This window comes from Micromonospora polyrhachis, from assembly GCF_014203835.1.
GTDB classification, from domain to species: Bacteria; Actinomycetota; Actinomycetes; order Mycobacteriales; family Micromonosporaceae; genus Micromonospora_H; species Micromonospora_H polyrhachis.
The window spans coordinates 6,644,995-6,671,058 of sequence record NZ_JACHJW010000001.1 but is presented as its reverse complement, the minus strand read 5'-3'; the positions used below and the strand labels follow the sequence as shown (position 1 = coordinate 6,671,058).

The 26,064-nt window shown below is 69.8% G+C and carries 27 protein-coding genes; 11 read left to right on the top strand and 16 right to left on the bottom strand.

Annotated elements, in window-relative coordinates; genetic code table 11:
- Positions 1-16: 16 nt before the first annotated feature.
- The 4 genes from FHR38_RS29470 to FHR38_RS29455 all read right to left on the bottom strand — a co-directional run bounded on the left by FHR38_RS29470 (position 17) and on the right by FHR38_RS29455 (position 2,890).
- On the bottom strand, positions 17-445 hold the full coding sequence (locus FHR38_RS29470) for a DUF2267 domain-containing protein (protein ID WP_184538331.1): 429 nt from the start codon (positions 443-445) through the stop codon (positions 17-19).
- A gap of 308 nt (positions 446-753) precedes the next feature.
- Positions 754-1,644 carry a DUF72 domain-containing protein gene (locus tag FHR38_RS29465; protein WP_184538329.1) on the bottom strand — a complete coding sequence of 297 codons (891 nt, stop codon included), beginning with the start codon at positions 1,642-1,644 and terminating at the stop codon, positions 754-756.
- Positions 1,645-1,675: 31 nt separating this feature from the next.
- Positions 1,676-2,074 (bottom strand): TraR/DksA family transcriptional regulator, encoded by a 399-nt coding sequence (locus FHR38_RS29460; RefSeq protein WP_184538326.1) that lies wholly within the window; start codon positions 2,072-2,074, stop codon positions 1,676-1,678.
- A gap of 144 nt (positions 2,075-2,218) precedes the next feature.
- Complete coding sequence (locus FHR38_RS29455; RefSeq protein ID WP_184538324.1) at positions 2,219-2,890, bottom strand: nucleoside/nucleotide kinase family protein; 672 nt, start codon at positions 2,888-2,890, stop codon at positions 2,219-2,221.
- 59 nt (positions 2,891-2,949) lie between these two features.
- Here FHR38_RS29455 and FHR38_RS29450 point away from each other — a divergent pair, with 59 nt between their 5' ends.
- On the top strand, positions 2,950-3,285 hold the full coding sequence (locus FHR38_RS29450) for a YnfA family protein (RefSeq protein ID WP_184540414.1): 336 nt from the start codon (positions 2,950-2,952) through the stop codon (positions 3,283-3,285).
- Positions 3,286-3,338: 53 nt separating this feature from the next.
- On the opposite strand, the gene FHR38_RS29445 is transcribed toward FHR38_RS29450, so the two are convergent.
- The 4 genes from FHR38_RS29445 to FHR38_RS29430 all read right to left on the bottom strand — a co-directional run bounded on the left by FHR38_RS29445 (position 3,339) and on the right by FHR38_RS29430 (position 5,763).
- On the bottom strand, positions 3,339-3,935 hold the full coding sequence (locus FHR38_RS29445) for a winged helix-turn-helix domain-containing protein (protein WP_184538322.1): 597 nt from the start codon (positions 3,933-3,935) through the stop codon (positions 3,339-3,341).
- 58 nt (positions 3,936-3,993) lie between these two features.
- The gene (locus tag FHR38_RS29440; RefSeq protein WP_184538320.1) at positions 3,994-4,494 is read right to left on the bottom strand and encodes a rhodanese-like domain-containing protein; all 501 of its coding nucleotides are present in this window, start codon (positions 4,492-4,494) and stop codon (positions 3,994-3,996) included.
- Between the two features lie 74 nt (positions 4,495-4,568).
- Positions 4,569-5,027, bottom strand: coding sequence for a cysteine dioxygenase (locus FHR38_RS29435; RefSeq protein ID WP_221449240.1), 459 nt, complete (start codon positions 5,025-5,027; stop codon positions 4,569-4,571).
- 178 nt (positions 5,028-5,205) lie between these two features.
- On the bottom strand, positions 5,206-5,763 hold the full coding sequence (locus FHR38_RS29430) for a TetR/AcrR family transcriptional regulator (RefSeq protein WP_184538316.1): 558 nt from the start codon (positions 5,761-5,763) through the stop codon (positions 5,206-5,208).
- Between the two features lie 57 nt (positions 5,764-5,820).
- Here FHR38_RS29430 and FHR38_RS32640 point away from each other — a divergent pair, with 57 nt between their 5' ends.
- The 5 genes from FHR38_RS32640 to FHR38_RS29405 all read left to right on the top strand — a co-directional run bounded on the left by FHR38_RS32640 (position 5,821) and on the right by FHR38_RS29405 (position 9,441).
- Entirely contained in the window at positions 5,821-6,792 is a 972-nt protein-coding gene (locus tag FHR38_RS32640) for a DsbA family oxidoreductase (protein ID WP_184538313.1), read from the top strand.
- A 57-nt stretch (positions 6,793-6,849) separates the two neighbouring features.
- A complete protein-coding gene (locus FHR38_RS29420) occupies positions 6,850-7,392 on the top strand; it encodes an MOSC domain-containing protein (RefSeq protein WP_184538311.1) in 543 nt (180 codons plus the stop codon).
- A gap of 188 nt (positions 7,393-7,580) precedes the next feature.
- Positions 7,581-7,979 carry an ankyrin repeat domain-containing protein gene (locus FHR38_RS29415; RefSeq protein WP_184538309.1) on the top strand — a complete coding sequence of 133 codons (399 nt, stop codon included), beginning with the start codon at positions 7,581-7,583 and terminating at the stop codon, positions 7,977-7,979.
- Positions 7,980-8,134: 155 nt separating this feature from the next.
- Positions 8,135-8,362 (top strand): hypothetical protein, encoded by a 228-nt coding sequence (locus FHR38_RS29410; RefSeq protein ID WP_184538307.1) that lies wholly within the window; start codon positions 8,135-8,137, stop codon positions 8,360-8,362.
- Positions 8,363-8,514: 152 nt separating this feature from the next.
- Positions 8,515-9,441, top strand: coding sequence for a DUF3500 domain-containing protein (locus FHR38_RS29405; protein ID WP_184540412.1), 927 nt, complete (start codon positions 8,515-8,517; stop codon positions 9,439-9,441).
- A 76-nt stretch (positions 9,442-9,517) separates the two neighbouring features.
- On the opposite strand, the gene FHR38_RS29400 is transcribed toward FHR38_RS29405, so the two are convergent.
- The 5 genes from FHR38_RS29400 to FHR38_RS29380 form a co-directional block, all read right to left on the bottom strand.
- On the bottom strand, positions 9,518-10,024 hold the full coding sequence (locus tag FHR38_RS29400; RefSeq protein WP_184538305.1) for a DUF2231 domain-containing protein: 507 nt from the start codon (positions 10,022-10,024) through the stop codon (positions 9,518-9,520).
- Positions 10,025-10,134: 110 nt separating this feature from the next.
- A complete protein-coding gene (locus tag FHR38_RS29395; RefSeq protein ID WP_184538303.1) occupies positions 10,135-10,875 on the bottom strand; it encodes a GAF and ANTAR domain-containing protein in 741 nt (246 codons plus the stop codon).
- A gap of 189 nt (positions 10,876-11,064) precedes the next feature.
- Positions 11,065-13,359, bottom strand: coding sequence for an accessory Sec system translocase SecA2 (gene secA2, locus FHR38_RS29390; RefSeq protein WP_184538301.1), 2,295 nt, complete (start codon positions 13,357-13,359; stop codon positions 11,065-11,067).
- Between the two features lie 112 nt (positions 13,360-13,471).
- Entirely contained in the window at positions 13,472-14,566 is a 1,095-nt protein-coding gene (locus FHR38_RS29385; RefSeq protein WP_184538298.1) for a zinc-dependent alcohol dehydrogenase, read from the bottom strand.
- The gene (locus FHR38_RS29380; RefSeq protein ID WP_184538296.1) at positions 14,559-15,611 is read right to left on the bottom strand and encodes a Gfo/Idh/MocA family protein; all 1,053 of its coding nucleotides are present in this window, start codon (positions 15,609-15,611) and stop codon (positions 14,559-14,561) included. Before FHR38_RS29380 ends, FHR38_RS29385 begins: the two co-directional genes overlap by 8 nt.
- 372 nt (positions 15,612-15,983) lie before the next feature.
- On the opposite strand from FHR38_RS29380, the gene FHR38_RS29375 reads away from it, so the two are divergent.
- The 4 genes from FHR38_RS29375 to ctaD all read left to right on the top strand — a co-directional run bounded on the left by FHR38_RS29375 (position 15,984) and on the right by ctaD (position 21,012).
- Positions 15,984-16,997, top strand: a complete 1,014-nt coding sequence (locus FHR38_RS29375) for a glucosyl-3-phosphoglycerate synthase (RefSeq protein WP_184540410.1) — start codon at positions 15,984-15,986, stop codon at positions 16,995-16,997.
- A 78-nt stretch (positions 16,998-17,075) separates the two neighbouring features.
- Complete coding sequence (locus tag FHR38_RS29370) at positions 17,076-18,209, top strand: glycosyltransferase (protein ID WP_184538294.1); 1,134 nt, start codon at positions 17,076-17,078, stop codon at positions 18,207-18,209.
- Between the two features lie 87 nt (positions 18,210-18,296).
- Positions 18,297-18,770, top strand: coding sequence for a DUF4383 domain-containing protein (locus FHR38_RS29365; protein ID WP_184538292.1), 474 nt, complete (start codon positions 18,297-18,299; stop codon positions 18,768-18,770).
- 226 nt (positions 18,771-18,996) lie between these two features.
- Positions 18,997-21,012 carry an aa3-type cytochrome oxidase subunit I gene (gene ctaD, locus FHR38_RS29360; protein WP_184538290.1) on the top strand — a complete coding sequence of 672 codons (2,016 nt, stop codon included), beginning with the start codon at positions 18,997-18,999 and terminating at the stop codon, positions 21,010-21,012.
- Positions 21,013-21,104: 92 nt separating this feature from the next.
- Here the strand turns inward: ctaD and FHR38_RS29355 are convergent, their stop codons facing one another.
- The 3 genes from FHR38_RS29355 to FHR38_RS29345 all read right to left on the bottom strand — a co-directional run bounded on the left by FHR38_RS29355 (position 21,105) and on the right by FHR38_RS29345 (position 25,324).
- Positions 21,105-22,280 (bottom strand): SigB/SigF/SigG family RNA polymerase sigma factor, encoded by a 1,176-nt coding sequence (locus FHR38_RS29355; RefSeq protein WP_184538288.1) that lies wholly within the window; start codon positions 22,278-22,280, stop codon positions 21,105-21,107.
- 256 nt (positions 22,281-22,536) lie between these two features.
- Positions 22,537-23,949: a hypothetical protein gene (locus FHR38_RS29350; RefSeq protein ID WP_184540408.1), complete on the bottom strand. Its 1,413-nt coding sequence runs from the start codon at positions 23,947-23,949 to the stop codon at positions 22,537-22,539.
- Positions 23,950-24,199: 250 nt separating this feature from the next.
- Complete coding sequence (locus tag FHR38_RS29345) at positions 24,200-25,324, bottom strand: baeRF2 domain-containing protein (protein ID WP_184538286.1); 1,125 nt, start codon at positions 25,322-25,324, stop codon at positions 24,200-24,202.
- Between the two features lie 179 nt (positions 25,325-25,503).
- Here FHR38_RS29345 and FHR38_RS29340 point away from each other — a divergent pair, with 179 nt between their 5' ends.
- Positions 25,504-26,061: a hypothetical protein gene (locus FHR38_RS29340; protein ID WP_376771499.1), complete on the top strand. Its 558-nt coding sequence runs from the start codon at positions 25,504-25,506 to the stop codon at positions 26,059-26,061.
- Positions 26,062-26,064: the final 3 nt, after the last annotated feature.

The following is a 26,064-nucleotide window of genomic DNA, read 5'->3' as shown; positions in this document are numbered from 1 at the left end:
TCCGGAGTGGCAGGGGTTACGGGATGATCGTGATGAGATCCTTGGGTACGTTCGCCCGGATGTCGTCCCACTCCCCCTCGGTGATGTGCCGGCGGAGAGCATTCAGCACGGTACGCACCAGGTTCTCCACTCCCCCATCCACGTCGAAGGGGAACCCCTGCCGTACCTCGAAGAGGAACTCCTCCCGGTTCAGCTTGATCGGCACCACACTCGGATCCCAGCCCTCGAAGTAGATGCCTCGCACCAACACCGGCAACTGGGCGGCGAACTCGACGCTCTCCTGCACCGGTAGCCGGTCCCGGAGCAGGTGCAGGACGGTCCGCAGCGCCGCGTACGACTGGGTGCGGCGTTCCTTCGGCCACCCGTACGCCTGCTCGATGTCCTTGAGGATCAGATTGGTCTTGTCCACCGACGTCTCGTAGATGGACGACGACATGCTAGACATGGTTCCACCCCCATCCGGACGGCTCGACCCGCCAATCGTCCCGAGGTGGCGGTCCTTCGCTGCCCCGTCGTGGCGGGACCTGCGCCGGGCTGACCGCGCTGGCCCCCACCACACACGTCCTGCCCGGGCCGGATCTCCGCAGCCGGCCGGCCAGCACGGCACTCCGCCCGCGCCACCCTCGTACGTCCCGAAATGGCATCTCGGATTACCCCCGTCCCGGTGTCGCTGTTGACCGTGGCCGTGTTTGACGACCCAACTGTGATGTTCACCGGAGCCCGGGTGAGGTGTCCTCACCCGGGAAGGGTGAATCAGCCGACCGGATTGCCTGCCGGATCCGCCAGCAGGCCGGTGAGGGTGGCGGCGTTGCGCTGGGCGTTGTCCCCGGCGCAGTTGTTGAACAGCACCTGCGTCTGCCCGCTCTCGTTCGCCAGTTCCCGTAGCCTCGGCGCCCACTGCGCCAACTCGCGATCCGAGTACCGATAGCCGAACTTCTCCTGGATGTCCCTACTGGTCCATCGGTCGCTGTGGCCGTGGAACCGGACGACCGCCAGGTCGGCGGTGGCGGCCAGCACCGGAGGCACGGACGACCGGTGCCCCTGCGGCATGTCCACGCAGACGTATGGCAGGTCGTGCTGGCGGAGGAAGTCCAGCGTCTCGGTGCCGTTGTCGTCGGCGAACCAGGAGGCATGCCGGAACTCGATGGCCACTCGCAAGGGCCGGCAACGCTGCTGGACCTCGAGAAGATACTGCTTGTTGTCCCGGCGGAGGGTGAACCAAGGCGGAAACTGGAACAGCACCGCCCCGAGTTTCCCCGTAGTCACCAGCGGATCCAGTGCCGACAGGAAGCGCGTCCACACCTCCTCGTACGCCTGGGGGGTCAGGTCCTTCGGGTAGACGTTGCGCTTGTCGGTCGTGGGTCGCAGATCGCGATAGAGCGCGGCCACCCGGGTCGGGTGGCCGGTCAGCAGGCTGAACGCCTTGATGTTGAAGGTGAAGTGCGGTGGGGTCCGCTCTGCCCACAACCGGGCGGTGCGCTCGGCCGGCGGGGAGTAATAGGTCGCGTCGACCTCGACGAGTGGGAACTGTCGGGCGTAGTGGGCGAGTCGTTTCTCTGCCGTGTCCACCCCCGGCGGATACCAACCCGACTCGATCAGCGTCCGGTCGGTCCACGAGGCGGTCCCGACAGCGATCTCGCCCATTCGCCCTATCCCACGCCGGCTGGACCGCCCGTCACGCGGCCCGACGCTCGCGGGTCTGCTGGCAGGTCACGCACGAGGTGGCCGACGGGAAGATCTCCAGTCGTTCGACCGGGATCGGCTTGGTGCACCCCTCACACCAGCCGTAGCTCCCGTCGGCGAGCCGAGCCAGCGCGTGCTCGAACTGCGCACGTCGATCGAGGATGGTACGCAGCAGCGACTGGGCGGTGTCCCGCTCCGCCGTCTTGGTGCCACTGTCGGCCTGGTCGTCGCCGGCCGTGTCCCCCACCTCGACCAGCCGCAGCACCTGGCTCTGGGCCACGGCCTGGTCGTACTCGACGGTCAGCTCGTCGTAGCGCATCTGCAGGGAGAGGCGGATCTGGGCGGTCTCCGCCTGGGAACGCCCCGTGCTGATCACGTCGTTGGCGAGCATGCGCTTCCTGCCTTCCATGAGAACGTGGAACCGGTCGCCGAACCGGACCGTCCGGCCAAAGGTCCGCTGTGACCCGGGCGAGTACCCACGGGCGGTAGCGGCCAAACTCGGAAAACCGTCGCCGCTGGTGGGCCGCTCGCCGCGTCACCGAATGCTCTCTCGGCCGTCGCTGAGGTCGCCGTCGGCCACGAGTGTCTCCACCAGGGCGGGGTGTCGTGGATCGTCCATCCGGACCACCACGTCGGCAAGGTCCGCCGGGACGACCTCTTCGACGTAGCGGCGATAGGCCGGCAGGGTCCACATCTGGTCCTTCGGGGTCCGCCGGACGAGCGCACCATCGGACAGGACAAGATGGATGGTCAGGTCGAAGGGTAGGCCACCGCCGAGCAGGAGCGGACCGCTGACGAGCACGACCGTCCCGGGCGGCAGGTCCACGTAGTCGGCCCGGCTGGCCCGGTCGATCTCCGCATTCCACAGCGAGGGCAGAACGCGGCCGCTGCCCCCGGGTGCGGTCGGCCGGAACACCTCTCGTCGGAGCCCGGCTTCGTCCAGCCAGCCGGTATAGAACGAGTCCGGGTTGGTACGGCCGTGTTCCAGGCGCAGCGAGGCGGGGCGCAGGAAGTCGGAGGCCCGGATCCGTAGCGCCGGGCGGCCCCGGACCCGCAGGGGGTCGACGAGAGCGTCGGCGAGGTGGTCGGGGGCCGCGGCGAGAGCACCGTCCACCGCCACCCGGAGCCACGGGCCCGCCCGTTCGGCGGTGAGTCGGTCGGCCAGCTCCGTCAGCAACAGTTCCGGCGAGATGGGACGGATCTTCACCCGTACCATGGTGCCCGGTGGTGACCGCCCGGCACCCCGCCTCCGGTACGGTCCGGAGCGTGACCGTCGCCCGTTCCCTGCTGTTGTTCGCCCTCGCCGCGCTCGCCGAGATCGGCGGCGCGTGGTTGATCTGGCAGGGCTGGCGCGAGCACCGGGGGTTGTGGTGGATCGCGGCCGGTGTCATCGCCCTGGGGGCCTACGGTTTCGTGGCGACCTTCCAACCCGATCCGAACTTCGGCCGTATCCTGGCGGCCTACGGGGGTGTCTTCGTCGCCGGCTCGCTGCTGTGGGGGGTGCTCGTCGACAGGTTCCGCCCCGACCGCTGGGACCTCATCGGCGCCGGCATCTGCCTGGTCGGCGTCGCGGTGATCATGTACGCCCCGCGCAGTGGCTGATCCACCCGTCGGCCGCTCGGACCGGGCCGGCGAGGCCCCTGAAACCTGCCGGGTCAGCCCTCCGGATCGATGCTGATCCGGAGGTCGTCGGCGAGGCGGTAGCCGACGCCGTAGACCGTGGTGACGAGCGGCCTGTCCTCCCCCATCTTGGCGCGCAGCCGACGTACGTGTACGTCGACCGTGCGAGCCACCGCGTGGTCGTATCCCCAGACGTTGTTGAGTAACTGGAGCCGGGTGAAGACCCGCCGTGGATGCTTGGTCAGGAAGAGCAGCAGGTCGAACTCCAATCGGGTGAGTGGCACCGCCCGCCCGCTCCGCAGCACCAGCCGTGAGGCGGCGAGGATCTGAATGGCATCACGATCGGTGCCGGCGTCCGCCAGCGGGAGTGTCATGGTCGGCCCGACTGCCGCCGTCCCGGATCTGGCGTCAGTCGACACGGTGACCTTTCCCTCCCCTCGGTCGACCAGTTCCTGGAGCAGGTCGAGCAGTCGGGCGGCGGGCCGGTCGGAGGCGTCACCGGCCAGCAGGACATCGAAGCTGACGGTCAGAACCGTCGGTGTGCTCGGTTCGTCGTGACGACGACGGTTCCGCGTCGTCCGGGCGGACCTCGCCGAGGGGGGCCGATGCGAGGAGATGGCGCTGACCGACATGGAGGCCTCCTTGTGGATGGGGTGGTAGCCCTCCGCGCAGGGTGCCGCGCGGCGAGGGTCAGGGGATCGATTGCCGCACGGCCGCCGGTGGTGGGACGGATTGTTGTGCGTAGACGTCGGCCGGGCCGAACGTCGGCAGGCCGGCCGCCCGCCAAGCAACGAATCCGCCGACGATGTCGGTGGCCAGGTACAGCCCGAGGTCCTGTAGGGCCGCCGCGGCCAGGGAGGAGGTGTAGCCCTCCTGGCAGAAGACGACAACCGGCAGGTCGTAGCGATCGGCGATGGGCAGCCGGGCGGCACAACGGGGGTCGAATCGCCACTCAAGGACGTTACGTTCCACCACCAGCGCACCGGGGATCGAGCCGCTGGCCGCCCGTTGGGCGGCTGGTCGGATATCCACCAGGAGGGCACCGCCTCGGCGGGCCAGGTGACCGGCTTCGGGTTCGAGCCGTCGCAGCCGGGCCCGGGCGGCGGCGAGGATCTCGTCGATGCTGCGCGCGCCGGCCGGCGGCTGCCCGCCCGGACAGCCCTGCCCCGCAGTGGGAGTGTCGCCTGGCATGACCATCTCGTCCTTCCCGTTTCTCGGTTTCTCGATTTCGGTCGCCGACGGCTCGGAGTACGGCCGGTGACAGTTCACCAGGCGACCCCGGCCTCGGCGACCTCGGCGACCCGGAGTTCCCCGTCGAGCAGGCGATAGCTGGTCATCCGTACCAGCGCGGGCCGGTAGACATGGACACTGATCGCGGGTCGTCCAGTCCGGTTGCGCACCCGGTGCACATGCCGGGGACCGAACCGTCGCCCGTCGCCGGTGGACAGTTCGGCTGGGCGTAGTCGACCACCGGCGACGATCTCCTCGGTGAGCGTCCCGGCGGCCACCACGAACGCTCCGGCGGAGCCGCCATGGTCGTGCAGGTCGGTCCCCTGGCCGGGCAGCCAGGTCAGCAACCAGACCTCGTACTCGTCGGTGGTTCCGATCTGCGCGTACCACCGGTCCACGGGACCGAACCGGACCGGGGGCCAGCGGCCCGCATCCGTCGCGTGCTGACGGGCGACCGCGAGCAGGTCTGGCGCACCTGACTGGAGAGTAACCATCATCTACCTCGCTGATCTGCCTGCCTGAACCCGCCGCGACCAGCTTAGCCGATAAATCCTATCGACTTGGTAGGCAATCTCGGATGTCGAGACAGCCCGACTGATTCGACATCCGCTCGCGGATCGAACCCACTCTCGCCTGACCGTCAGGCCCGCCCCCGAGCACTCGGCGGCACGGTCAGCGACAGAGCAGCCGCCAGGTCGCCAACGCGATCTCCTCGACCGAGGAGCGAGTTGGCTCGGCCACCCAGTGTGCGACGACCGCCACCAGGGCACCGGCGAGATAGTTGGCGTGCACCTCGACCGGCACGGCGTCGAGACCGGGGGGTCGCGCGCCGGCCCGGAACCGGCTCCCGAGTTCCTCGGCCAGCCGGTCGCGCAGCCGGGTGGCGAACCGGGCACTGCCCTGCGCACCCAGCATCCGGCGGTAGAGCGTCGCGTTCCGGCCCACGTGCGCGAACAGGTCGACCAGCGGCTGCGGCGTCCGGGTGTCTGGCGCATCCAGCGGACATAGGCCCGCCGCGCGCGCGACCTCGGCGACCGCCTCCTCCATGGCATCGGTCAACAGCTCGTCCTGATCACGGTAGTGCGCGTAGATGGTGGCCCGGTTGACCGAGGCACGCCGGGCGACCTCGGCCATCGTGACGGCGGTCAGGTCATGGTCGGCCGCCAGCTCCAGCACCGCGGCGCGAAGCCGGGACCGGGTACGACGGGCTCGGGGGTCATCAGGATTCACGGGCGAACTGTACAACACCCGTCGTTTATCCAACATGTGTTGTGTAGTGTCGGCGGCATGCGAATCGAAATCTGGGCGGACGTGGTCTGCGGCTGGGCGTACATCGGCAAGCGTCGCCTCGAAAAGGCCCTGGAGAGCTGGGACGGCGACGACGCCGTCGAGGTCGTCTGGCGGCCGTACCGGATCGACCCCACCGCCCCCGACCAGGCCGAGCCGATGGACGAGATACTTCGGGATCCGATCGTCGACGCGGCGTTGCGGCAGTGCGCGCCAGGGCTCTCCCCCGCCGAGAACCAGGTCCGGGTCTCCCAGGTGGCCGCCGCCGTCGGGCTCGGCCCCCGCTGGGGTGCCGCGTGGCGGGCCAACAGCCACCACGCGCACCGACTGCTCACCCTCGCCTACGCCGAAGCCGGGGCGGCGGTGCAGGACGCCGTGGCAGAGCGGCTGCTGCGTGCCCACTTCATCGAGGCCCGCGACATCAGCGACCGTACGGTCCTCGACCAGATCGCCGTCGACGCCGGCTTTTCCGCCGGGGTACGGCTGCTGGCCGGATCGGCGGGCGAAGAGCTACTCCGCGACCAACTTCTGCACGGTCGGGCAATGGGGGTCACCTCGCCGACGTTCGTCGTCGGTGACCGGCGGCTGGCCGGTGCGCAGGCACCGGAGGCCATCCGCGAGTTCCTCGCCGCTGGACACGCGGAATCCACGCTGCCGACGGAGGTGCGCCGCCTACGGCACGCCGAAGCGCTCCTGGACCGCCGCGACCCGCTCGGTGCCCTCACCCTGCTGGCCCCGCTGCTGGCCGACCACGGCGACGACCCGAACGTCCGACTGCTCGCCGCCCGCGCCTACTTCGCCTCGGCACAGCTCGGCCGGGCCGAGCAGCTCCTGCGGATCCTGGTCGACCGGTCGCCGGGCGACGCCTACGTCCGGCACCTGCTCGGACGTACCCTCCAGCGTCAGGGGCGGGCGACACAGGCGGCGGCACACCTGCGGCTCACGGCCGCGATGAGTCCGGACTACGTCTGAACCCCGGACCGGTCTACCTTGGCTCTGGCAACGGTGGCCGGCGAGAGGAGTGTTCTGGTGGAACCGGTGGTGGCTGCGGTAAGCCGAAGCGCGACCCACACCTTCAGCAAGCCCCACCAGGCCAGCATCCGGCTGCTGGCCGGGCTCGGGGTCGAGGGGGACGCCCACCTGGGTCGGACCGTCAAGCACCGCTCACGGGTGGCCCGGGATCCCCAGCAGCCCAACCTCCGCCAGGTACACCTGATCCACGGTGAACTGCACGACGAGCTGCGGGCGGCTGGGTTCACGGTCTCCCCCGGCGCCCTGGGGGAGAACATCACCACACGCGGGGTCGACCTGCTCGGCCTGCCCACCGGTACCCGGCTACAACTGGGCGGTACGGCGGTGATCGAGGTGACCGGGCTGCGCAACCCGTGCGCCCAGATCAACGGGCTCCAGGACGGGTTGATGGCGGCGGTGCTGGGCCGGGACGACGACGGCAACGTGATTCGTAAGGCGGGTGTGATGGCGGTGGTGCTGCGCGAGGGCGAGGTCCGGCCGGGCGATCCGATCCACGTCGAACTCGCACCGCAGCCACATCGCCCGCTCCAACCGGTCTGATCCCCGGCCCGGACAGCTCCGGTCGGCTTCAGTCTCGGATGGACTCCCGGACCGCGCCGCCGGGTTGGCGTACGACCAGCGGCTGGAGACCGGCGGTGTGCCCGGGGGGCAAGACCACGGCCACTGCCGCGCCGCGAGGCCGCGTCGACCACCGTGCTGGCCGCCGGCACAGCCACTAGGCTCGTCACATGGTCGAGGAGTGGGACGAGGAGACGCTGGCATTCGCACACCGGATGTTCGACCTGGCACGCGCGGGCCAGACCGACGAACTGGCTGGCTATGTGGATGCTGGCCTGCCGGTCAACATGACCAACGACAAGGGAGACACGCTGCTGATCCTGGCCGCCTACCACGCGCATCCCGAGACGGTCAGCGCCCTGATCAGTCGCGGTGCGGACCACTCCCGGGTCAACGACCGGGGGCAGACCGCCCTCGCGGCGGCCACGTTCCGACGCTCGACGGAGAGTGTCGCGGCGCTACTCGAAGCCGGCGCCGACCCGACACACGGCAGCCCGTCGGCCATCGAGACCGCCACCTTCTTCGACCTGCCCGAGATGCTGGAGTTACTGGACCAGAAAGCCTCCTGACGCAGCAGCCCCTGCTGAAGCCCCGATACTGAAAGAAGCCGAGGCCCGGCTGACCCCGAGGACCGGGTGGACCGGCCGCGAGGGCGTTCACCTCTTCGGCGGCGAACTGGCCCGGCCACCGTTTGGGCCCGGGCAGGACGGGTAGCCGGCCAGCCATGACGACGTCGAAGGCACCCGACGCACTGCTGCTCGGCGGTCCCCGGGACGGCACGCTCTTCACCGCCGAGGATGCCGCGATCGTGCAGCTGGAGATCGACGGACTGATCCAGCGCTATCTGCGCACCTCCCGGCACGAGCAGCACGACGGCCAGCCGCTGGTCGTCTTCGTCTACGACGGCGCGAGCGGGGCGGGCGGCGCTGGATCCGGTCTGGAGCCAGGCTGACCCCACCCCCTCCGGCGACCTGCTCCGTAGGACCGGTCCCCCGTACGGGGGCGTGACCAGGATCGACATCGCACAACGGACAGGCCGCTGGCCCCTGTCGTAGCTCCGCCCGGTATACATGCGACGTGGACGACTCCTCTCTTGCCGGGCACATGCGGCGGGCCGCGAGCACCCTGCTGGACGCCCTGGACGATCCGGTACGGACACTCGCCGCGCGACCGTTTCCCGACGACGAGGCCCGCCGGTGGATCGAGTACCGTCCCCGGCCCCGTCCCGGTGCCTGCATCGCCGACCTGGACCGGGCCGCTCGCAAGGCCGCCCACCGGCTGCTGGCCACCGCGCTGAGCCCACACGCATACGCCCAGGCGATGACGATCATCGCGCTGGAGGAGGTGCTCGACCGAGCGGAGGGCTGGCGCCGGGGCCGACACAGTGCCGACTTCTGGGTGGCGGTCTTCGGCGATCCTCGGCGGGACGAGCGTTGGTCCTGGCGGTTCGAGGGACATCACCTGTCCGTGACCATGACGATCGTCGGCGACCAGGTCTCCCCCGCACCGATCTTCCTCGGGGCCAACCCGGCCCGGGTGAGCTACGCCGGCCGTACGGTGACCCGGCCGCTGGCCCCGGAAGAGGATCTGGCCCGAGCACTGCTGGACGCGCTCGGGCCGGCCGGACGGGCCGCCGCGATCGTGGCCGACCAGGCTCCCGGTGACATCCGCAGCGCCACCAGGCCCCGGTTCACCACCGGAATCGAGCCTGCTGGGATCTCCGCCGCACATCTCGGACCGACCGCCCGATCACTGTTCGACCAGCTCGTAGGGCTCTACCTGGACCGGTTACCCGAGGAGCTGGCCGCCCGGGAAGCGACCCGAATCGCCCGAGGTGGCCTGCACTTCGCCTGGGAGGGGCCGACCCGGCCGGGCCAGCGCCACTACTACCGGGTGCAGGGCGACGATCTGTTGATCGAGTACGACAACACCAGCGACGACGGCAACCACGCGCACACCGTGCTCCGCCGGCCGTACAGCGACTTCGGTGACGACGTACTCGCCGCGCATCGGGCCGAGGCGCATCCTTGACCATCCGGCTAGCCGGTGCCACGTCCGACACTTGGCCCGAGTGGCACGGGCTGCCCGAATGGCACGTCGTACGGGGTCAGCTTCGCGTGGGATGAGCGGGACCTTCGACCCCGACCCCGGCCGCCGACCCGAGGGCGTCGAAGGTCGGCGCCTCGCCCGGGTGCCGATCGAACCGCTGGACCAGCACCGCGCCCAGCCGCACCCCGACCGCGCCGATGGCCAGGCCAAGTAGCTCGACCGCCAGAAGCCCGCCGCTCGCCCCCCGGTCCGGCCCACCGGCGCGGGCCAGACACACGAAGACGAACAGCACCGCCATCACCGCGTTGGCCAGGTTGAACATGACCACCGTACGGCGGGTCCGATCGGCTGGAACGTCCCAGAGGTCGACCATGCCCGCCGCCACCGCCAGCGCCGCCGAGACCAGGGCAGCCACCACCGTCCAGTAACCGACCTCCCCGAGGATGCCGGGCCCGCCGAGCAGGTCGGTCAGGTCGAACACCGTGGCGCAGACGAACAATCCGAACGGAACCGTCACCAGCATCGGCTGGATCGGGTGGCCTTGGACTCGCAACCGGCTCTCCATGACAGCGACCTCCCCAGTTCGCGCATCGACCATTGTCCAGGTCGGTACCCGAACGGAGAAGCAGCAAAACGACAGTAGTCACCCTTGTGTGCTGGTCAGGGCGTGTGCGGTCAGTTGCCGCGCGGTCTCGACACCGAGGCGACCAGCCGCTCGGCGACGTCCCGCAGGGGAATCGACAACGCCGCTGACGCAGTACGGAGCACCTGCAACGCCTCCGGTGCCGGGCAGCCGCGTTGCGTCATGATCACACCGATCGCCTGGCCGATCAGTTCACCGTCGAGCAGCGTCCCGTCCAACTCGCCGACGAGGGCGGCCTGTCGGGCCCGGTCCCGCACGGCGGCGAGCAGCAGCCCGGCGTGTTCGGCGAGCAGCATCGCGGTGAGCTGCCGAGACTCGATCAGTCTGTTCGGTTCCTGGGCATACAGGCTGATCGACCCGATGACATGATCATCGATGTCCACTGGCGCGGACAGCACTCCGTGCACACCGAGCGCCAGCGCCCGCCGGGTCCACAACGGCCAGCGGGTCTCCGTACGCAGGTCCCCCGACAGAATCAGCTCGCGGCGACGGATGGCGGTCATCGCCGGTCCGTCCGCGCCGTACTGGAGATCGTCGAGGTCGGTCAGCAGCGGGTCGGAGGCGGCGACCGATGCCGGCTCCCCGGCCCGCAGTACGGTCACCCCACACCAGGTGACACCCGGTATCGCGTCACGGCTGGTTCGGACCAGCTGGGCCAAGGCATCGTCGAAGTCGTTGCTGTTGATGAGACCGGCGGTCAGCTCGCGCAGCAGCGCGGCTGTTTCCAGGACATTCAGGGTCTCGACATCGGTTTCCCGCGTCTGGAGGCTCACCGCTGCGGAATCCTCGCCATCACCGCGTGCGACGCGGTACGCCCAGCTCGTGCGATCGCCTGTGTCATGCTCGCTTCTCCCCCGCGACTTTCGGACCCGGCCTCTTACCCAGACCGGGCCACCGTCAAACCGGCGTTGGGAAAGGGCCCCTTCCCAGGATTGAACCGATGGAAAGGGCCCTTCCCGACCTCAGCGCGAGCTGGAGCTGAGCCGACGACCGACGGAGGCGATCAGGCGGTCCAGCTCCGAGCCGAACGGGTTGTCATGCACCAGGTAGGTCCAGGTGGCGCTCGGTCGGACCAGCTTCGCCTCGTCGGGCTGCCAGTCCTCGTCGAACTCGGTCTCCTCGAAGGTGGCCACGGTCCGCGCCTCGATCTCCGGGATCAGGGCGTTGAACGCCGGCACGGCGGCCCGGTGGAACTCGTCCAGCGGGTCGAGCCGGCCCAGCGCCCGCAGGTGCACACCTTCTCGGACCTCGGAGAGCTCGGCCAGGTGTTCGGCCCAGAGCCGGTCGAGGTGGTAGAGCGCGATCGACCGGGCCGCCCGGGACAGGATGTCCTCGTCCATCTCCTCGGTGCGCTCCGGGAACCGCTCGATCAGCATGATCGCCGCCACCTCGGAGGTGAGCAGTCGTTCGCGGCGTTCGGCAAGCGCCTTACGCTGCTGCTCGATCACCACGTTGTACCGCCAGGTGTTGCGGTGGATCTCGTGGTTGACGCCTTCGGCGACCCGCTGGGCGTGCTCGACGGCGAAGTCCACCTGCTCGTCGGTGACCAGTCCGTCGGCGTTCATCCGGGGCGAGGACGGGATCGCGTCTCCTGCGTGCCGCACGACCAGGTCGTCCTCCAGGCTGACGAAGAAGACCGAGCCGCCCGGGTCGCCCTGCCGCCCGGCCCGGCCCCGGATCTGGTCGTCGACCCGACGGCTGTCGTGCCGGCCACTGCCGATCACGTAGAGCCCGCCCAACTCGGCGACCCGTTCCCGGTCGGACTGGTCGCTACCGCCGAGCCGGATGTCCACTCCTCGGCCGGCCATCTGGGTGGAGACGGTGACCGTGCCGTAGGCGCCGGCCTCGGCGATGATCGCCGCCTCCTCGTCGTCGTTCTTGGCGTTGAGCACCACACACGGCACCCCGGCGGCGTTCAGGCCGGCCGCCAGTCCCTCGGACTCCTTGACGTCCAGGGTGCCGACCAGCACCGGGCGCCCCGCCTCGTGGCAGCGCTTGATCTCGTCGATCAGCGCCTCTTCCTTCTCGGCCCGGGTCGCGTAGATCCGGTCCGGCTCGTCCTGCCGGACGCAAGGCGTGTTCGACGGGATGACCGCCACCTCCAGGGAGAAGAACTCCCGCAGCTGGTCGCCGACGAGCACCGCGGTGGCGGTCATCCCGCACAACGTCTTGTAGAGCGCGATGAACGCCTGCACCGCGATGGTGCCCAGGATCTCGCCTTCGGCGGTGGCGGAGAGCCCCTCCTTGGCCTCGACGGCGGCCTGGAGCCCATCCGGCCAGCGTCGACGCTGGGCCACCCGGCCGCGCATCTCGTCGATCAACTCCACCGAGCCGTCCCGGACGATGTAGTCCACGTCGCGATGCAGCAACGCATGTGCGTGCAGCGCCACGTTGACCGCGGAGAGCTGCTCGATGTTCTCGTCGGCGTACAGGTCGATCCCGTCGAGCTTGGCCTCGATCGCGGACAGCCCGGCCGAGGTGAAGGCGACCGATCGGCCGTCCTCGGCGACCTCGTAGTGCCGGCCCGCCCGCAGGCCCCGGACCAGGGCGGCGGCGGTGTGCACGGGATCCTGTTCACCCGCCACGGCCCCGGCCAGCACCATCGGCACCCGAGCCTCGTCGATCAGGATCGAATCCGCCTCGTCGACGATGGCGGTGGTCAGCTCCGGCTGGACCCGGTCGGCGAGGTCGGTGACGAGTTGGTCGCGTAGGAAGTCGAAACCCGCCTCGCTGACCGCGACATACGTGACGTCCTTCGCGTACGCTGAGCGCCGCTCCTCGGTGCTGGACGCCTCGGTCACCCACCCCACGGTGAGGCCGAGCAGCTTGTATACCGGCTCCATCCACTGGGCGTCGCGGCGGGCCAGGTAGTCGTTGACCGTCAACACGTGCACCGGGCCATTGCCCCGCCGGACGTGTCCGTACGCGGCGATCGCGGCGGTCAGGGTCTTGCCCTCACCGGTGGCCATCTCGGCGACCTTGCCGGAGAGCAGCGCCATCGCGCCGAGCAGTTGCACGTCGTACGGCCGCTGGTCCAGACCACGGCGGGCGGCCTCCCGCCCGATCGCGCAGATCTCCACGTAGTCGTCGGCCTGGCCGGCCGCCTCGGTCAACTCGGCGTCGTCCAGCGCCGCCAACTCCTCCTCGCGCGCCTCAATGGCTGGTAGCCGCTTCTCCAGCGGCGCCAGATCGACGGTGCTGCCCGGACGCTGGAGGAAACGCCGGAACCTGCTCTTCAACCGTTGCGACACACCCATGACGGGCAACGGTACGCGACCGGACGCGGATCCGGGTGGCCCGGCTGGCCGGAGATGTCGAGCTACCCGACGAGGGCTTCGGGCGGTCCCGACAACGAGTGTCCGGTACGGCTCAGGGCTCGCTGGCGAGAACGGCCTGTACCTCGTTCCGGTGCCCGGTGGCCAGCTCGGTCAACAGGGTCGGCGCGTCGTCGAAGGGCACCACGGCCGACACCAGGTGGGTCCGGATCAGGTCGCCGTACGCCCGCAGGAACGTGATCGTCTCGGCGGAGAGGCGTTCCCGGTCCCAGGTGGGAGCCAGGCCCCGGGGCACCCGACCGATCTGGGCGCAGCGGAGGGCCAGAGCATTGTGGTGGAACTCCTCGCCGAGCCGTACCTCGTCGGCACCGGACTGGTAGAAGGCCAGGTCGATCACGGTCCCGTGCGGGCGGAGCAGCCGCAGCGACAGCTGCAACGCCGAGGGCTGCCCCCGACATTGGAAGACCACATCCGCACCTCGGTCACCCGGACCGTGCGGCCAGCGGAGCTTGAGCACCTCCGCCGGGTCCCCCGCGGTGGGGTCGAGGGTCTCCACACCGAGTGCGGCGGCGACCGCCCGCCGCTGCGGTGTCGGATCGAGCACGACCACCGAGGCGGCACCGTGCTGGCGAGCGAGGAGTGCGGTCAGCAACGCGACGACGCCGGCCCCGGTCACCGCCACCCGCCGGCCCCGGACCCCGGCGCCGAGGTCGCGCACATCGGTGCCGTACAGGTCGGCGGCGGCGTAGAGCAGCCCGTTGGCGCAGATCGGCCCCATGTGGGCGACGTAGATCCCGAGCAACGGGTCCAGGTCCGCCGGCAGTGGGACGAACCGATCGGTGAGCGGATCGGCCAGATATCCCGTCCGGTGGCCGTAGCTCATCGCCACGACGCTGCCCTCGGCCACGACCGGGGTACGACTCTCCACCACCTGGGCGACCTCCATGTAGCCGAGCCGGGTGACCGGATAGGGGGCCGACGGGGCGCCGGGGCGGAACAGTCCGAGATCGGGGTGCCAGGCCGCCGAGAGGTAGGGATTGGTGCCCTTGACGTAGCTGAGTTCGGTGCCGGTGGAGATCCCGCTGTACCGGGTCCGTACCCGAAACGTCCCGTCTCGCAACGGTGTCGGCTCCTCGGCTCGGATCGTCACCCGTCCCGGCCCGTCGACCACCACCACCCGGTCAGGCATGGGCATCCTCGGTCGACCTGGCTGTTACCGACGGTGTGCTCGACGAGACAGGCGTGCTCGATGAGGCGCGAGGGGCGACTTCCATCGGGTCGAGCCGGACAGATCGGCCGGTCGCCGCCGACTCGGCCACGGCGCAGGCCAAGCGGTGTGTGCGAAAGGCCTCCGGGTACGGCATCCGGATGTCCGCGCCAACGCCCCGGACCGCGTCGACGAAGGCCCGGTCCACGGCCACCCGGGCCGCCGCCGGGTCACCCGGATACCGCTGCTCCCGATCACCGTCCCGGACCACCAGCTCGTCCTCGGTGATCCGCAGCGCGAGGCCGTCGGCCAACACCTCGACACCGGCCCGGTGCTTCCAGTCGAGTACGCAGGCCGAGGTCACGGTGCCCACCGCCCCGCTGGCGAAGCGCAGGGCCGCCACGGTGACCCCGTCGATGTCGGCGTCGTCGCAGGGGGGTGCCCCGTCCCCGTACGCGGTCACCGCCACCACCTCACCAGCCAGCAACCGGGTCAGGTCCAGGACGTGGGCGGCCTGTTCGACAACCGGGCCACCGGATCGTTCGGCTTGGGCCCACCAGGGCACCGGGGGCACCTTGTCCAGCCAGGCACCGCCGATCATCCGTACCGGCCGATCGGCCAGGATCCGCAGCGCCTGCTCCACCACCGACAGGTAGCGCCAGTGATGCCCGACTGCGGTGAGCACGCCTCGCCCGGCGACCAGCGTCGCGAGCCGGGTGGCGGTCGCCAGGTCCGCAGCGATCGGCTTCTCCACGAAGAGCGGAAGGTCGGCGGCGAGCACCGCCTCCTCCGCCGCGCCGTGCGCGAACGGCGGTACACAGATATAGACAGCATCCGGTGCCGCGTCGAGCAACGCGTCGAGATCGCCGAATACCGGTACGTCGTAGCGCTGCGCCAACCGCAGCGCGGCGTCCGGGGCCACGTCGGTCACCCCGACCAGCGTGACGTCGTCGAAGCCGGTGAGCACCCGGGCGTGCCGGTCCGCGACGTTGCCGGCACCCACCAGCCCGATCCGGCATCCGCGCATCCCGTCTCCTCTCTCCCACCGCGTCGCCCCGGCGGTCCGGCCTCGCCTCCGGCGGCTGCCCGACCGTTATTCCGCCTGCCCGGTCTCGCCCCCGGCCGGCGCTCGGCCGTGATTCCGCCTGCCCGGCCTCGCCGGGCTCAAACCGGTGTGCTCGATCGGACCCGTGTCCGACCCCGGACCGCGCGGGTTCGTCGGCGAGATCAGGATGTTCGACGGAGCGCGGTTAGCGCTCTCCCGACAAGGGAACCCGCGCTAGTCGGATCATCTGGGGGTATGCCCGTGCGGCACTCGCGAGCGACCGTGTCACCCGTCGTCGAAGCCTGGACGGCCTATCGCACCGCCTCGGCCGGAGAGTGGACGGCTGACCAGCTCATGGCGGCGAAAGGCGACACCCGGGTCAGCGTGGTCATTCCGGCGCACGACGAGGAGAACACGGTCGGCCCGATCGTCACGACGATCCGTCGGTACCTGGTAGAACGCGTCCCGCTGGTCGACGAGCTGATCGTGGTCGACTCGCACTCCACGGACCGGACCGCTGCCAAGGCGGCGGCAGCCGGCGCGGAGGTGGTCGGGCAGGACGAGATCAGCCGGAACCTCCCCCGACTCGACGGCAAGGGCGGCGCGCTCTGGGCCGGCCTGGCAGGCAGCACCGGTGACGTGATCGCGTTCGTCGACGCCGACCTGCGGGAGTTCCGGCCGCACTTTGTGACCGGGCTGCTCGGCCCGCTGCTGCTCGACCCGTCGGTCGCCTTCGTCAAAGGCTTCTACCACCGACCCCTAATCGGTACCGAAAGCCGCCCTGACTCGCCCGGCCGTGACTCGGTCGACCCTGACTCGCCCGGCCGTGACGCGCATCGTGGTGGCCGGGATGGTGACCGCGCCGACATCGACCCGGACGGCGGGGGCCGGGTCACCGAACTGGCCGCCCGTCCGCTGCTGAACCTGTTCTGGCCGGAGCTGGCCGGCTTCGTACAGCCGCTGGCCGGGGAGTACGCCGGTCGACGTACCGCCCTGGAACGGATCCCGTTCGTCTCCGACTACGGCGTCGAGATCGCCATGCTCATCGATCTACTGGAGTTGGTCGGCCTGGATGCGCTCGCCCAGGTCGATCTTGGCGAGCGTCTGCACCGGCACCAGAGCACCGACGCGTTGGGGCGGATGTCCGCGCAGATCATGCTGACCGCGTGGTCCCGGCTGCAACGGCAGGGTCGGGTCACCGCCACCGGGACGCCGGCCGGCGTACTGACCCAGTTCCGGCGGGGTGCCGCGACAGCCGTGCCCAGCCTCGACCGCGAGATCGTGGTCAGCGACGTGTCCGTGCAGGAACGGCCCCCGCTGATCGAATTGCGGGACCGGCTCTCCGGACTCGGCCGGGTGTCGGTGTGACGACAGACCCCGGAGGGCCGACGTGAACAGGGGCACCGTGCCGACGGCCGCTGGGCATCCGGGACGGAGGCGGAGCTGATGGTGCTGACGGTCCTGATGAACGCCGGGCCGTGGCTCTCGGTACCGCCACCGGGCTACGGCGGCATCGAGAACGTGGTCGCCACCCTGGTGCCCGAACTTCGACGGCTGGGGGTACGGGTGGTCCTCGCCTCGGTTGCCAGCAGCACCCTACCGGTCGACGATCGACTGTCGGTCTTCGCCGACGGCCAGTTCGCCGCGCTGCAACGGCCCTACAACCAGGTGTGTGGGGTGGCTCAGGCGCACCTGAACGGGGTGGTCCGGGCCCTGCGTGAACGCGACGACATCGACCTTGTCCATGATCACGTCGAGGCGGTCGGGCTGGCCACCCTGACCGCCATGGGTCGCGACGCACCCCCGGTGCTGCACACCCTGCACTGGGACCTCGGCAAACACCCGGACCTCTACGGGTACGTCGACGGCGCGAACCGGGTACGGGTCAACGGCGTCTCGGCGGCGCAGCTGGCCCGGGCCCCGCAGGCGCTGCGGGCGCACTCGGTCGGACACGTACACCTGGCCACGCCGCTGGCGACGACGGAGCGGAAGTCCCCGGTCGAGCCGGGGGACCATGTGGTGATCCTCGGCCGGATCACGCCCGGCAAGGGGCAACACGTCGGTGCCCAGCTCGCCCACCGAGCCGGCTTCCGGCTGGTGCTGGCCGGGCCCGTCGGGCCGTACCACCGGCCGACGGAACTGAGCGCCGCCGGTGACGCCGCCCGACACAACCCGGACGTGCGTTACTGGTACGAGCAGGTGGCCCCGCTGGTCGACGGGGTACGGGTGCGCTGGGTCGGTACGGTCGCCGGACGGGACCGCGACGAGTTGGTCGCCAGCGCTCGCGCCAGTCTCTTCCCGCTGTGCTGGGAGGAGCCGGGTGGCACGGCGGTGGTGGAGTCCCTGGCGTTGGGTACGCCCGTGGTGGCGACCGCCCGGGGCTGCCTGCCCGAGCTGATCGAGCACGGGCGGACCGGCCTGTTGGCCGGGGCAGCGGACGAGTTACCCGAGTTGGTGCACACCGCGAACCGGATCGAGGGCAACGAGTGCCGCCAGGAGGCCGTACGCCGCTTCACCCCTCGGGTGATGGCCGAGCGCTATCTGGAGCTGTACGACGACGTACGCCGGTTGGCCGGGTAGCCCTGATCGTCCGCGCGGCGGACCGCGGGGTTTGTCCGGATGGGCGTCGGGAACCCGGCGGCAAGGTTTCCGACGGAGGTGAAGGGCATGGTTAGCAGCAAGTCACGACCTTCGGTGCGCACCGGGCCGCCCGCCCCGGCCGGACGTGCTCTGGTGAGTAAGGTGGCGGCCCTGGTGGCCGCCGTGTTCCTGCTGATCGGCATCCTCGGCTTCATTCCAGGCATCACGACCAACTACGACACGATGCAGTTCGCCACGCACCACTCCGACGCCAAGCTGTTCGGCGTCTTCCAGGTCTCGATCCTGCACAACCTCGTCCATCTCCTCTTCGGGGTGGTCGGTCTGGCGTTGGCCCGTACCGTCTCCGGCGCCCGGATCTTCCTGGTCGGGGGCGGGGTCGTCTATCTGCTGCTGTGGTTGTACGGCCTGGCGGTCGGTTACGAGAGCTCCGCGAACTTCATTCCGCTCAACGATGCCGACAACTGGCTGCACCTGTTCCTCGGTATCGGCATGATCGCGCTGGGCCTGGTAACCCCTCGGCGGGGCCGCGCCACGAGGTGAGCGGCTCCCGCGTACTTGCGGAGTTATGAAGGACCCCTTCCAAGGCAGAAAGTGACAGGAAGGGGTCCTTCCTTGCGTCTGGTCGCCGCTCGCCCGGGCTGGGCGGGCGGCGGCTTACTTGGGGTCCAGCGACCCGGCAGTACGAAATTTCCTGACTGCCCTGGTTTCGACCTGGCCGGACGGGGTAGCCACCGCCGTCCTTTCCAGGTCGTACGGGGTGAGATCGATGTCTGAGCGGGTTACCACCGAGCCGGAGCACGGCCGGCGGCCAACGATCCTGGTGCCAGCACGGTTCGGCGGATACCCCGGCCCGGTCCGTGAGGTGGTCCCGGGCAACACGCTGAGCCGGCTGTTGCGCACCACCGACGCGAAACAGATCGGGTTGATGTACCTGGTCACCTCGTTCGCGTTCTTCCTGATCGGTGGGGTGATGGCGCTGCTGCTGCGCGCCGAGTTGGCCCGCCCCGGCCTGCAGTACCTCTCCACCGAGCAGTACAACCAGCTGTTCACCATGCACGGCACGATCATGCTGTTGCTCTTCGCCACCCCGCTGGTCTTCGCCTTCGGCAACTACATCGTTCCGTTGCAGATCGGCACGGCCGACGTCTCCTTCCCCCGACTGAACGCCTTCGCCTACTGGCTCTACCTGCTCGGTGGCTCACTCGTCCTGAGCAGTCTCGTCACCCCGAACGGTGCCGCCGACTTCGGCTGGACCGCCTACACGCCGCTGAGCCGGGCCGACCACACCCCCGGGATCGGACCCGACCTGTGGATCATCGGGCTCGCCCTCTCCGGGCTGGGCACCATCCTCGGGGCGGTCAACCTGATCACGACCATCGTGACCCTGCGGGCGCCCGGACTGACCATGTTCCGAATGCCGATCTTCACCTGGAACATCCTGCTGACCTCGGTACTGGTGATCATGGTGTTCCCGCTGCTGGCCGCCGCCCTGCTCGCGCTCTACGCGGATCGACGGCTCGGGGCGCACATCTACGATCCGGCCAACAACGGCCCGCTGCTCTTCCAACATCTGTTCTGGTTCTTCGGCCATCCCGAGGTCTACATCATCGCGCTGCCGTTCTTCGGCATCATCACCGAGGTCATCCCGGTCTTCGCCCGTAAGCCGATCTTCGGCTACAAGGGCCTGGTCGCCGCGACGATCGCGATCACCGTCCTGTCGATGACGGTCTGGGCGCACCACATGTTCGGCACCGGACTGGTGCTGTTGCCGTTCTTCAGTTTCCTCAGTTTCCTGATCGCGGTCCCGACCGGGGTGAAGTTCTTCAACTGGATCGGCACCATGTGGAAAGGACAGATCACCTTCGAGACACCGATGCTGTTCGCCGTCGGTTTCCTGGTGACGTTCCTGCTCGGTGGGCTCTCCGGGGTGCTGCTGGCCAGCCCGCCGGTCGACTTCCACGTCACCGACACCTACTTCGTGGTGGCGCACTTCCACTACGTCATGTTCGGCACGATCGTCTTCGCCGCCTTTGCCGGTGTCTACTTCTGGTTCCCCAAGATGACCGGCCGGATGCTCGACGAGCGGCTCGGCCGGGCCCACTTCTGGACGATGTTCATCGGCTTCCACGCCACCTTCCTGGTGCAGCACTGGCTCGGCACGAAGGGCTTCCCCCGACGCTATGCCGACTACCAGCCGCAGGACGGATTCACCGGACTGAACACGATCTCCACGATCGGCTCGTTCATCCTCGGCGCGTCGACGCTCTTCTTCATCTGGAACGTCTGGAAGTCGTACCGGTTCGGTCGGTTGGTGTCGGTGGACGACCCGTGGGGATTCGGCAACTCGCTGGAGTGGGCGACCACCTGTCCGCCGCCGCTACGCAACTTCAACAAACTGCCCCGAATTCGTTCCGAGCGTCCCGCGTTCGACCTGAAGTACGGCCCGCTGGTCGCTGACCTGGGCCGGGACCTGCCACAGCGGTCCACCAAACCGCCACAGAGTTTCGAGCAGGAGCTACACCACGAGGCTCGGCCACCGGAGCCGGAGCCACCGACCGTCGAGGGAGCACATGGCGCGGAGGCCGCCACCTCCTTCCACCCGGCACCGGAATCAGGGGCACGGCCGATCGAGGTGCCCGAGCCGGACGAGGTGCTCCGGCCCGGCTTCGAACCCAGCCAGCCCGACGAGACCCGGGACATCGAAGAGCGGGGTGGCAAGGTCGACGAGCGGTGGCGTACCGGGCGCTCCCCCGACGACGATGGGAAGAAGGACCAACGGTGACATCCACGCCTCGACCGAGGAGGTCCGTCCCGTGTGGTGGTGGGCTCGCGCTCACGGACCACCGGTCGAGGCTGGCGAGCCGACGCGTCGGATCAGGCGTACAGCGGTGCCAGACCGGCGGCGGTGAGCGACTGCCGGACACCGGGCTGGGCCCGGGCGAGCCGCAGCGGTGTCCCGCTCCGCAGTGCGGCGTCCCGACCGGCGAGCAACGCGGCGACCCCACCGGCGTCGACAGCGGCCAGGTCGACCAGGTCGACGACCACCTCGGCCGGTTGGCCGGCGGTGACCGCGTCCACGACCGCACATCGCAACTGATCCGCGGTCTCCCGATCGAGCTCTCCGCCGACCTCCACCACCACCCGGTCACCGGCCCGCCGCACCGATACTCGCATCCGATGTTGCTCCGCCTCCCCACCCGTCTGCCAGGTAGCCGGGGCATCGGCCAGCATGGCCTGCCGGAGCCAGGTCAACGCCCGGGACAAGAGTCGGGAAACGTGCATCTGGGAGATCCCAAACCGGGCGGCGATCTCAGCCTGCGTCTGGTTGCCGTAGAACCGCATGGCGAGGATGCGCCGCTCTCGCCAGGGCAATCGGCACAACAGTCCGCTGACCGTCACCCGGTCGTCGACCGATTCCAGATCGTTGTCCGACTCCCCGACCAGGTCACCGAACTCGGCCGAACTCTCCCCGCCCACCGGGGCATTCAGCGAGGCCGGGCTGTATCCGGCGGCGGACTCCAGGGCGGCGAGGATCTCCTCCTGGGGGGTCTCCAGCCGCTCGGCCAACTCGGCCACGGTGGGGGCACGGGACAGTTCGCTGGTCAGCGCGGCCGTCGCCTGACCGACCTCAAGGATGAGGTCACGCAGCCGCCGGGGCACGTGGACGCCCCAGGTGCGGTCACGGAAGTGCCGCTTGATCTCTCCGACGATGGTGATGGCCGCGTACGCCGTAAACGACCCCCGTTCCGGGTCGTAGCGGTCCACCGCGTTGACCAAGCCGAGTCGTGCCACCTGTTCGAGGTCCTCCAACGGTTCGCCCCGCCCCCGGTAACGACGGGCGAGGCGACCGGCGAACGGCAACGCGAAGCGCACCAGGTCGTCCCGGGCCTCCTGCCGCCGTTCGGGCGACAGCCCGACGATCCGGGCCGCATAGGCCGTCGCCGCCGCGTCCAGGTCCTCAAGTCCACGCTCGGTAGGTGAGGTGGTGGTTGTGGTGGTTGTGGTGGTGCTTGTGACACCTGTGGTGTTTGTGGTGGTCTGTCCGAACATCCGCGCCTCCCTCAGGAAGGTCCCCCGCCCGGATTGCGGAACCGGTCATTGATTGCCACGGACCATGGAGTGGGGGCTGGAAGCGAATCTGCGACCGGAATGTCGACTACGGACTACATGTCGTTATGACGCAGCGCACTCGATCCATTGCAGTCAGCCATGTTCCCGCTCTGTAGGTACTCAATCACGAGAGCGGGCCTTCCCGAGGTCGTTTCGGTCGGGTGGTGGTTGCCGCCCCTGCCGGACCGGACACGTCTCAACACACGAGTAGCCCCTGCGGGCTGCCACTGTCCCGGAGTGCGGCGAGCGCGTCGACCACTCGTAGCGGCGGTGGCGTCGGAAGATCGTACGGTTGCCCGCGCAGCACCTCGGTTGCGCGCCGGGTCGGCATCGGGGTGAGCGGATAACCTCGAGCAGCCACCCGATCGACTGCCCTGCGCCGACTACCGAACGACGCCACCGCCAGCCACTGCGGCAGCCCGGCCAGCGCCGGCGAGCGCATTCCAGGTGATTCCGGCAGAACATCCACGGAGGTGAAGGGAGAACTCCCGGCCAGCCACCACTCGGCACCGGCCACACTTCGCCGGGAGGCGTTCTCACACCAGTACGGCACCAATCCGGCCCGGACGACCTGCCAGGGATCGAGCAGACGTCCACACTCCACCACACACCGGTTTCCGCTCTTGCCGGCACTGCGCAGCCAGCCCCGATACGCGTCCGCGACGGCGGCGCTCAACGCCTCGGGACGGGGGGCAAGAATTCGGTGTAACGGGCCACCGCGGCCCTGCACCCAGTCCCGTAAGCTCGCCTCGAACCCCGGTTCGACTCCGTGCTCGGCATAGCCGGGCGGGCTCACGGCACCGGGAAGCTCCCAGCGGGCAGGATCACCACCGAGCCCACGCAGCAACTGGTCGAGCACCTTGCTGGCGGGCAGGAAGTCGGCCGGCGCCAGTCCACTGGCAGGGCTGCCCACCTGGAACGTGTGCCCGGGACCGGAGTCGAGCGCCGGCCAGGTACGCGCGTCGCGCAGCAGCAGCACCGGCGCACCGGGAGCCAGGTGGTTACCGAGAAACCGCCGGTACGGGCCGGGCAGTCCGCGCCAGCGCACCACGAGGGACACCGTCGAACCGGCCAGGACTCCGCGCACGGCCGGATCGTGTACCTGCCGGATGCCGACTCCCGGGTTGCCGGCGATGATCCGGGCGGCGACCTGGGCCCCCTGAGCCAGGGCACCGACGGGATTGTCTACGCATCCCTTCGGCCACTGCACCGTCACCTCGAACGCCGACGGTAACCAGGGAACCCCGAGGGCCGTGGCGAGATGGACCGCAGCACCGTGCGGTGACCCGATCACCATTCCCGGATACCATCGCGCTCGGTAGTGGTCCACCATCCAGCGGGCCACCCGTTCGGCGTCGATCTCCCCGGCGCGCGGCACCGACATCGCCGCCCGACTGCCCGCCCGGGCCACCGCCAACCGCCGGACCGGTTGCGGTGTCCTGCGGAAGCGGGACAACGTCGGCTGCCGACCGAGGTCCGCACAGTCCTCTCGACGCAGTGCGCGGGACGCCGCGGCCAGGAGCACCCGGGCCAGGCTGTCCGGGGCCACGACGTGCTCGGGTTCTGGTGCCTGGGTGCCGGCGTCATCGGCGGCCCACCCCTGGGGAATCTCAGGCACCGGGCTCACCTTCTCTCGTTCGCGCCACGCCCGCCCCGGCTTCCCGCCCGAATCAGGTTCAAACGAGGCCTGGGCAACCTGGCGCGAGTGATTTCGGGCGTGGTGCCGGTCTGTGTCGGGACGCCTCAAACACCCGTTCTCCCCCGTCCATCGGCTCCCCTGCACCCCCGGGCAGCGCGTACGGCGACGCCGCGTCACCGTACGGCGTTGCCACCCGGTGACGCGGCGCGAGCCGGTTCGGTCAGGTGTTACCTCGGCCGGGTGTCCCGGCGTCGACGTAGCGCAGCACCGCCCCGATCCCGTCATCCAACTCCGGCGCCTCCTCGGGGGCGAGCACGGTCATCGCGGCATCGGTGCCGACCAGCGCTCGAATCAGTGCGGCGTCGGCGCGTACCTGCTGCGGCTCGGGCACCGACATGGCGGTCAGTTGCTCCGCCGAGGTGGCGATCTCGGTGGGTTCCGGACCTATCCAGAGCCGCTGGGTGGAGGATGGGTCATCGACGATCAACAGGGTGTCGACCTGCCCACGTTGCAGCGCCGCCACCACGGCATCGAACCCGCCGCCAACGTCCTCCTGCACCCCGTACCGGTCGAGGGTGGTCTGGGTGTGCTGGTCGGCGACCTCGGCGATGGCCTGGACCGTCACGTCATCCATCGCGCTCAGGTCGGCGCCGTCGGCCCGAAAGCCCGCATCGGTCTGCACGATCCGGTCCTGCCACCGTTCCGGCAGCTGACCCGCGAGCAGCGATCTCGCCTGGTTGTCACCGGCCACCACCACCACTTCGGCACCGACCCGGTCGGCCAACTCGGCGGTCGCCGCGGCGGCGTCCCCGGCGTTGCGTTTCCAGGCCATTCGAGCTTCACGCTGGAAGTGCGACTGCGACCAGCCACCCGGCTGGACCCGCCGGATCGGGAACTGCTCGCTGCCTTTGACACGCGCGCGACGAGTCACCCCGCCGACGCTGACGCCCTTGACGTCGGCACCGGTACGACCGGCCAGCACCCGCACCCACGCCACCTGGGCTCCCCGCTGGGCCACCAGCGGCATGGCGTGCGGCAGTGGCGCGTAGGTGGCGATCTCCCGAACCGGTGGGGCTGACATGTACTCGCTCAGCGCCACCGTGCCGTGACTGGCGAACGCGGCCAGTCCGTAGTCCCCCGCCAGCGGAACGTGTCCGCGTACCACCGCGTCCAGGGCCTGGATCGTGTCCAGATCGGCCCCCTGTTGGGCCAACCGTTCACTGAGTGCCCGCCAACGCAGGTCCAGGGCGGGTCGGGCGTCCTGGGTGTCCCGGGACGCGTCCAGGTAGACCGAGGCCCATGGGCCGGGACGGGTACAGACCGGCCCCAGGAAGGACAGCTCCATGTGTCGCCCCCCTCTCCAACTCGCCGCACGCATACCCGAGGCGCTCGCCTTGTCACCTCAGCCGGGCGGCCCATGGCGATCGGGCACGTCGACGACCGCGACACCGACGTGAATAGTTTTCATTCATCTCCATTCACGTTCCGCCGTCGATACAATCCGTGTGTGAATTCGGACACTCGGTGGTGAACGTGGACAGGGAGCTGTTTCCGGAACGGCCTGCGTACCCCCGAGGCCCGATCATCACCGGCCGGGTCATCCGGCTCCGGGACGGCTACTCGCGAGAGATGAAAATACGGCGGCCGGCCCTGGTCGCGGTGCTCACCGCCGCCAGCGTGGCCCGTCTGATCGGCGTCCTGGTGCTATCCGTGCTCCGGGCTGGCACCGGCAGCGGCGGGCGGCGCAAGTTCAAGGAGCTACGTAAGGGCCCCGAGTTCCTGGTGACTCCGCTGCGACTGCGGGACAGCGACGGGGTGCTCTACGAGATGGAGATCCACGGCCATCTGCCGCAGAGCGCGCTGGAACCGGCCGACCACATCCAGGTGACGGTGCGGAGCCAGAAGGACGCTGACCTCGCGCCCCGGGTCGAACGAATCGTCAACATCACCACCGGCCAGCTACTGACCCCGCGGATACCGACCCTCTGGTCCCACCTGGGGCCGGCGCTGGTCCTGCAATCGCTGGTCGGGCTACTGGTGCTCGGGCTGGTCGTGGCCGGCTACGTCCTGACCGCGACCTGACCG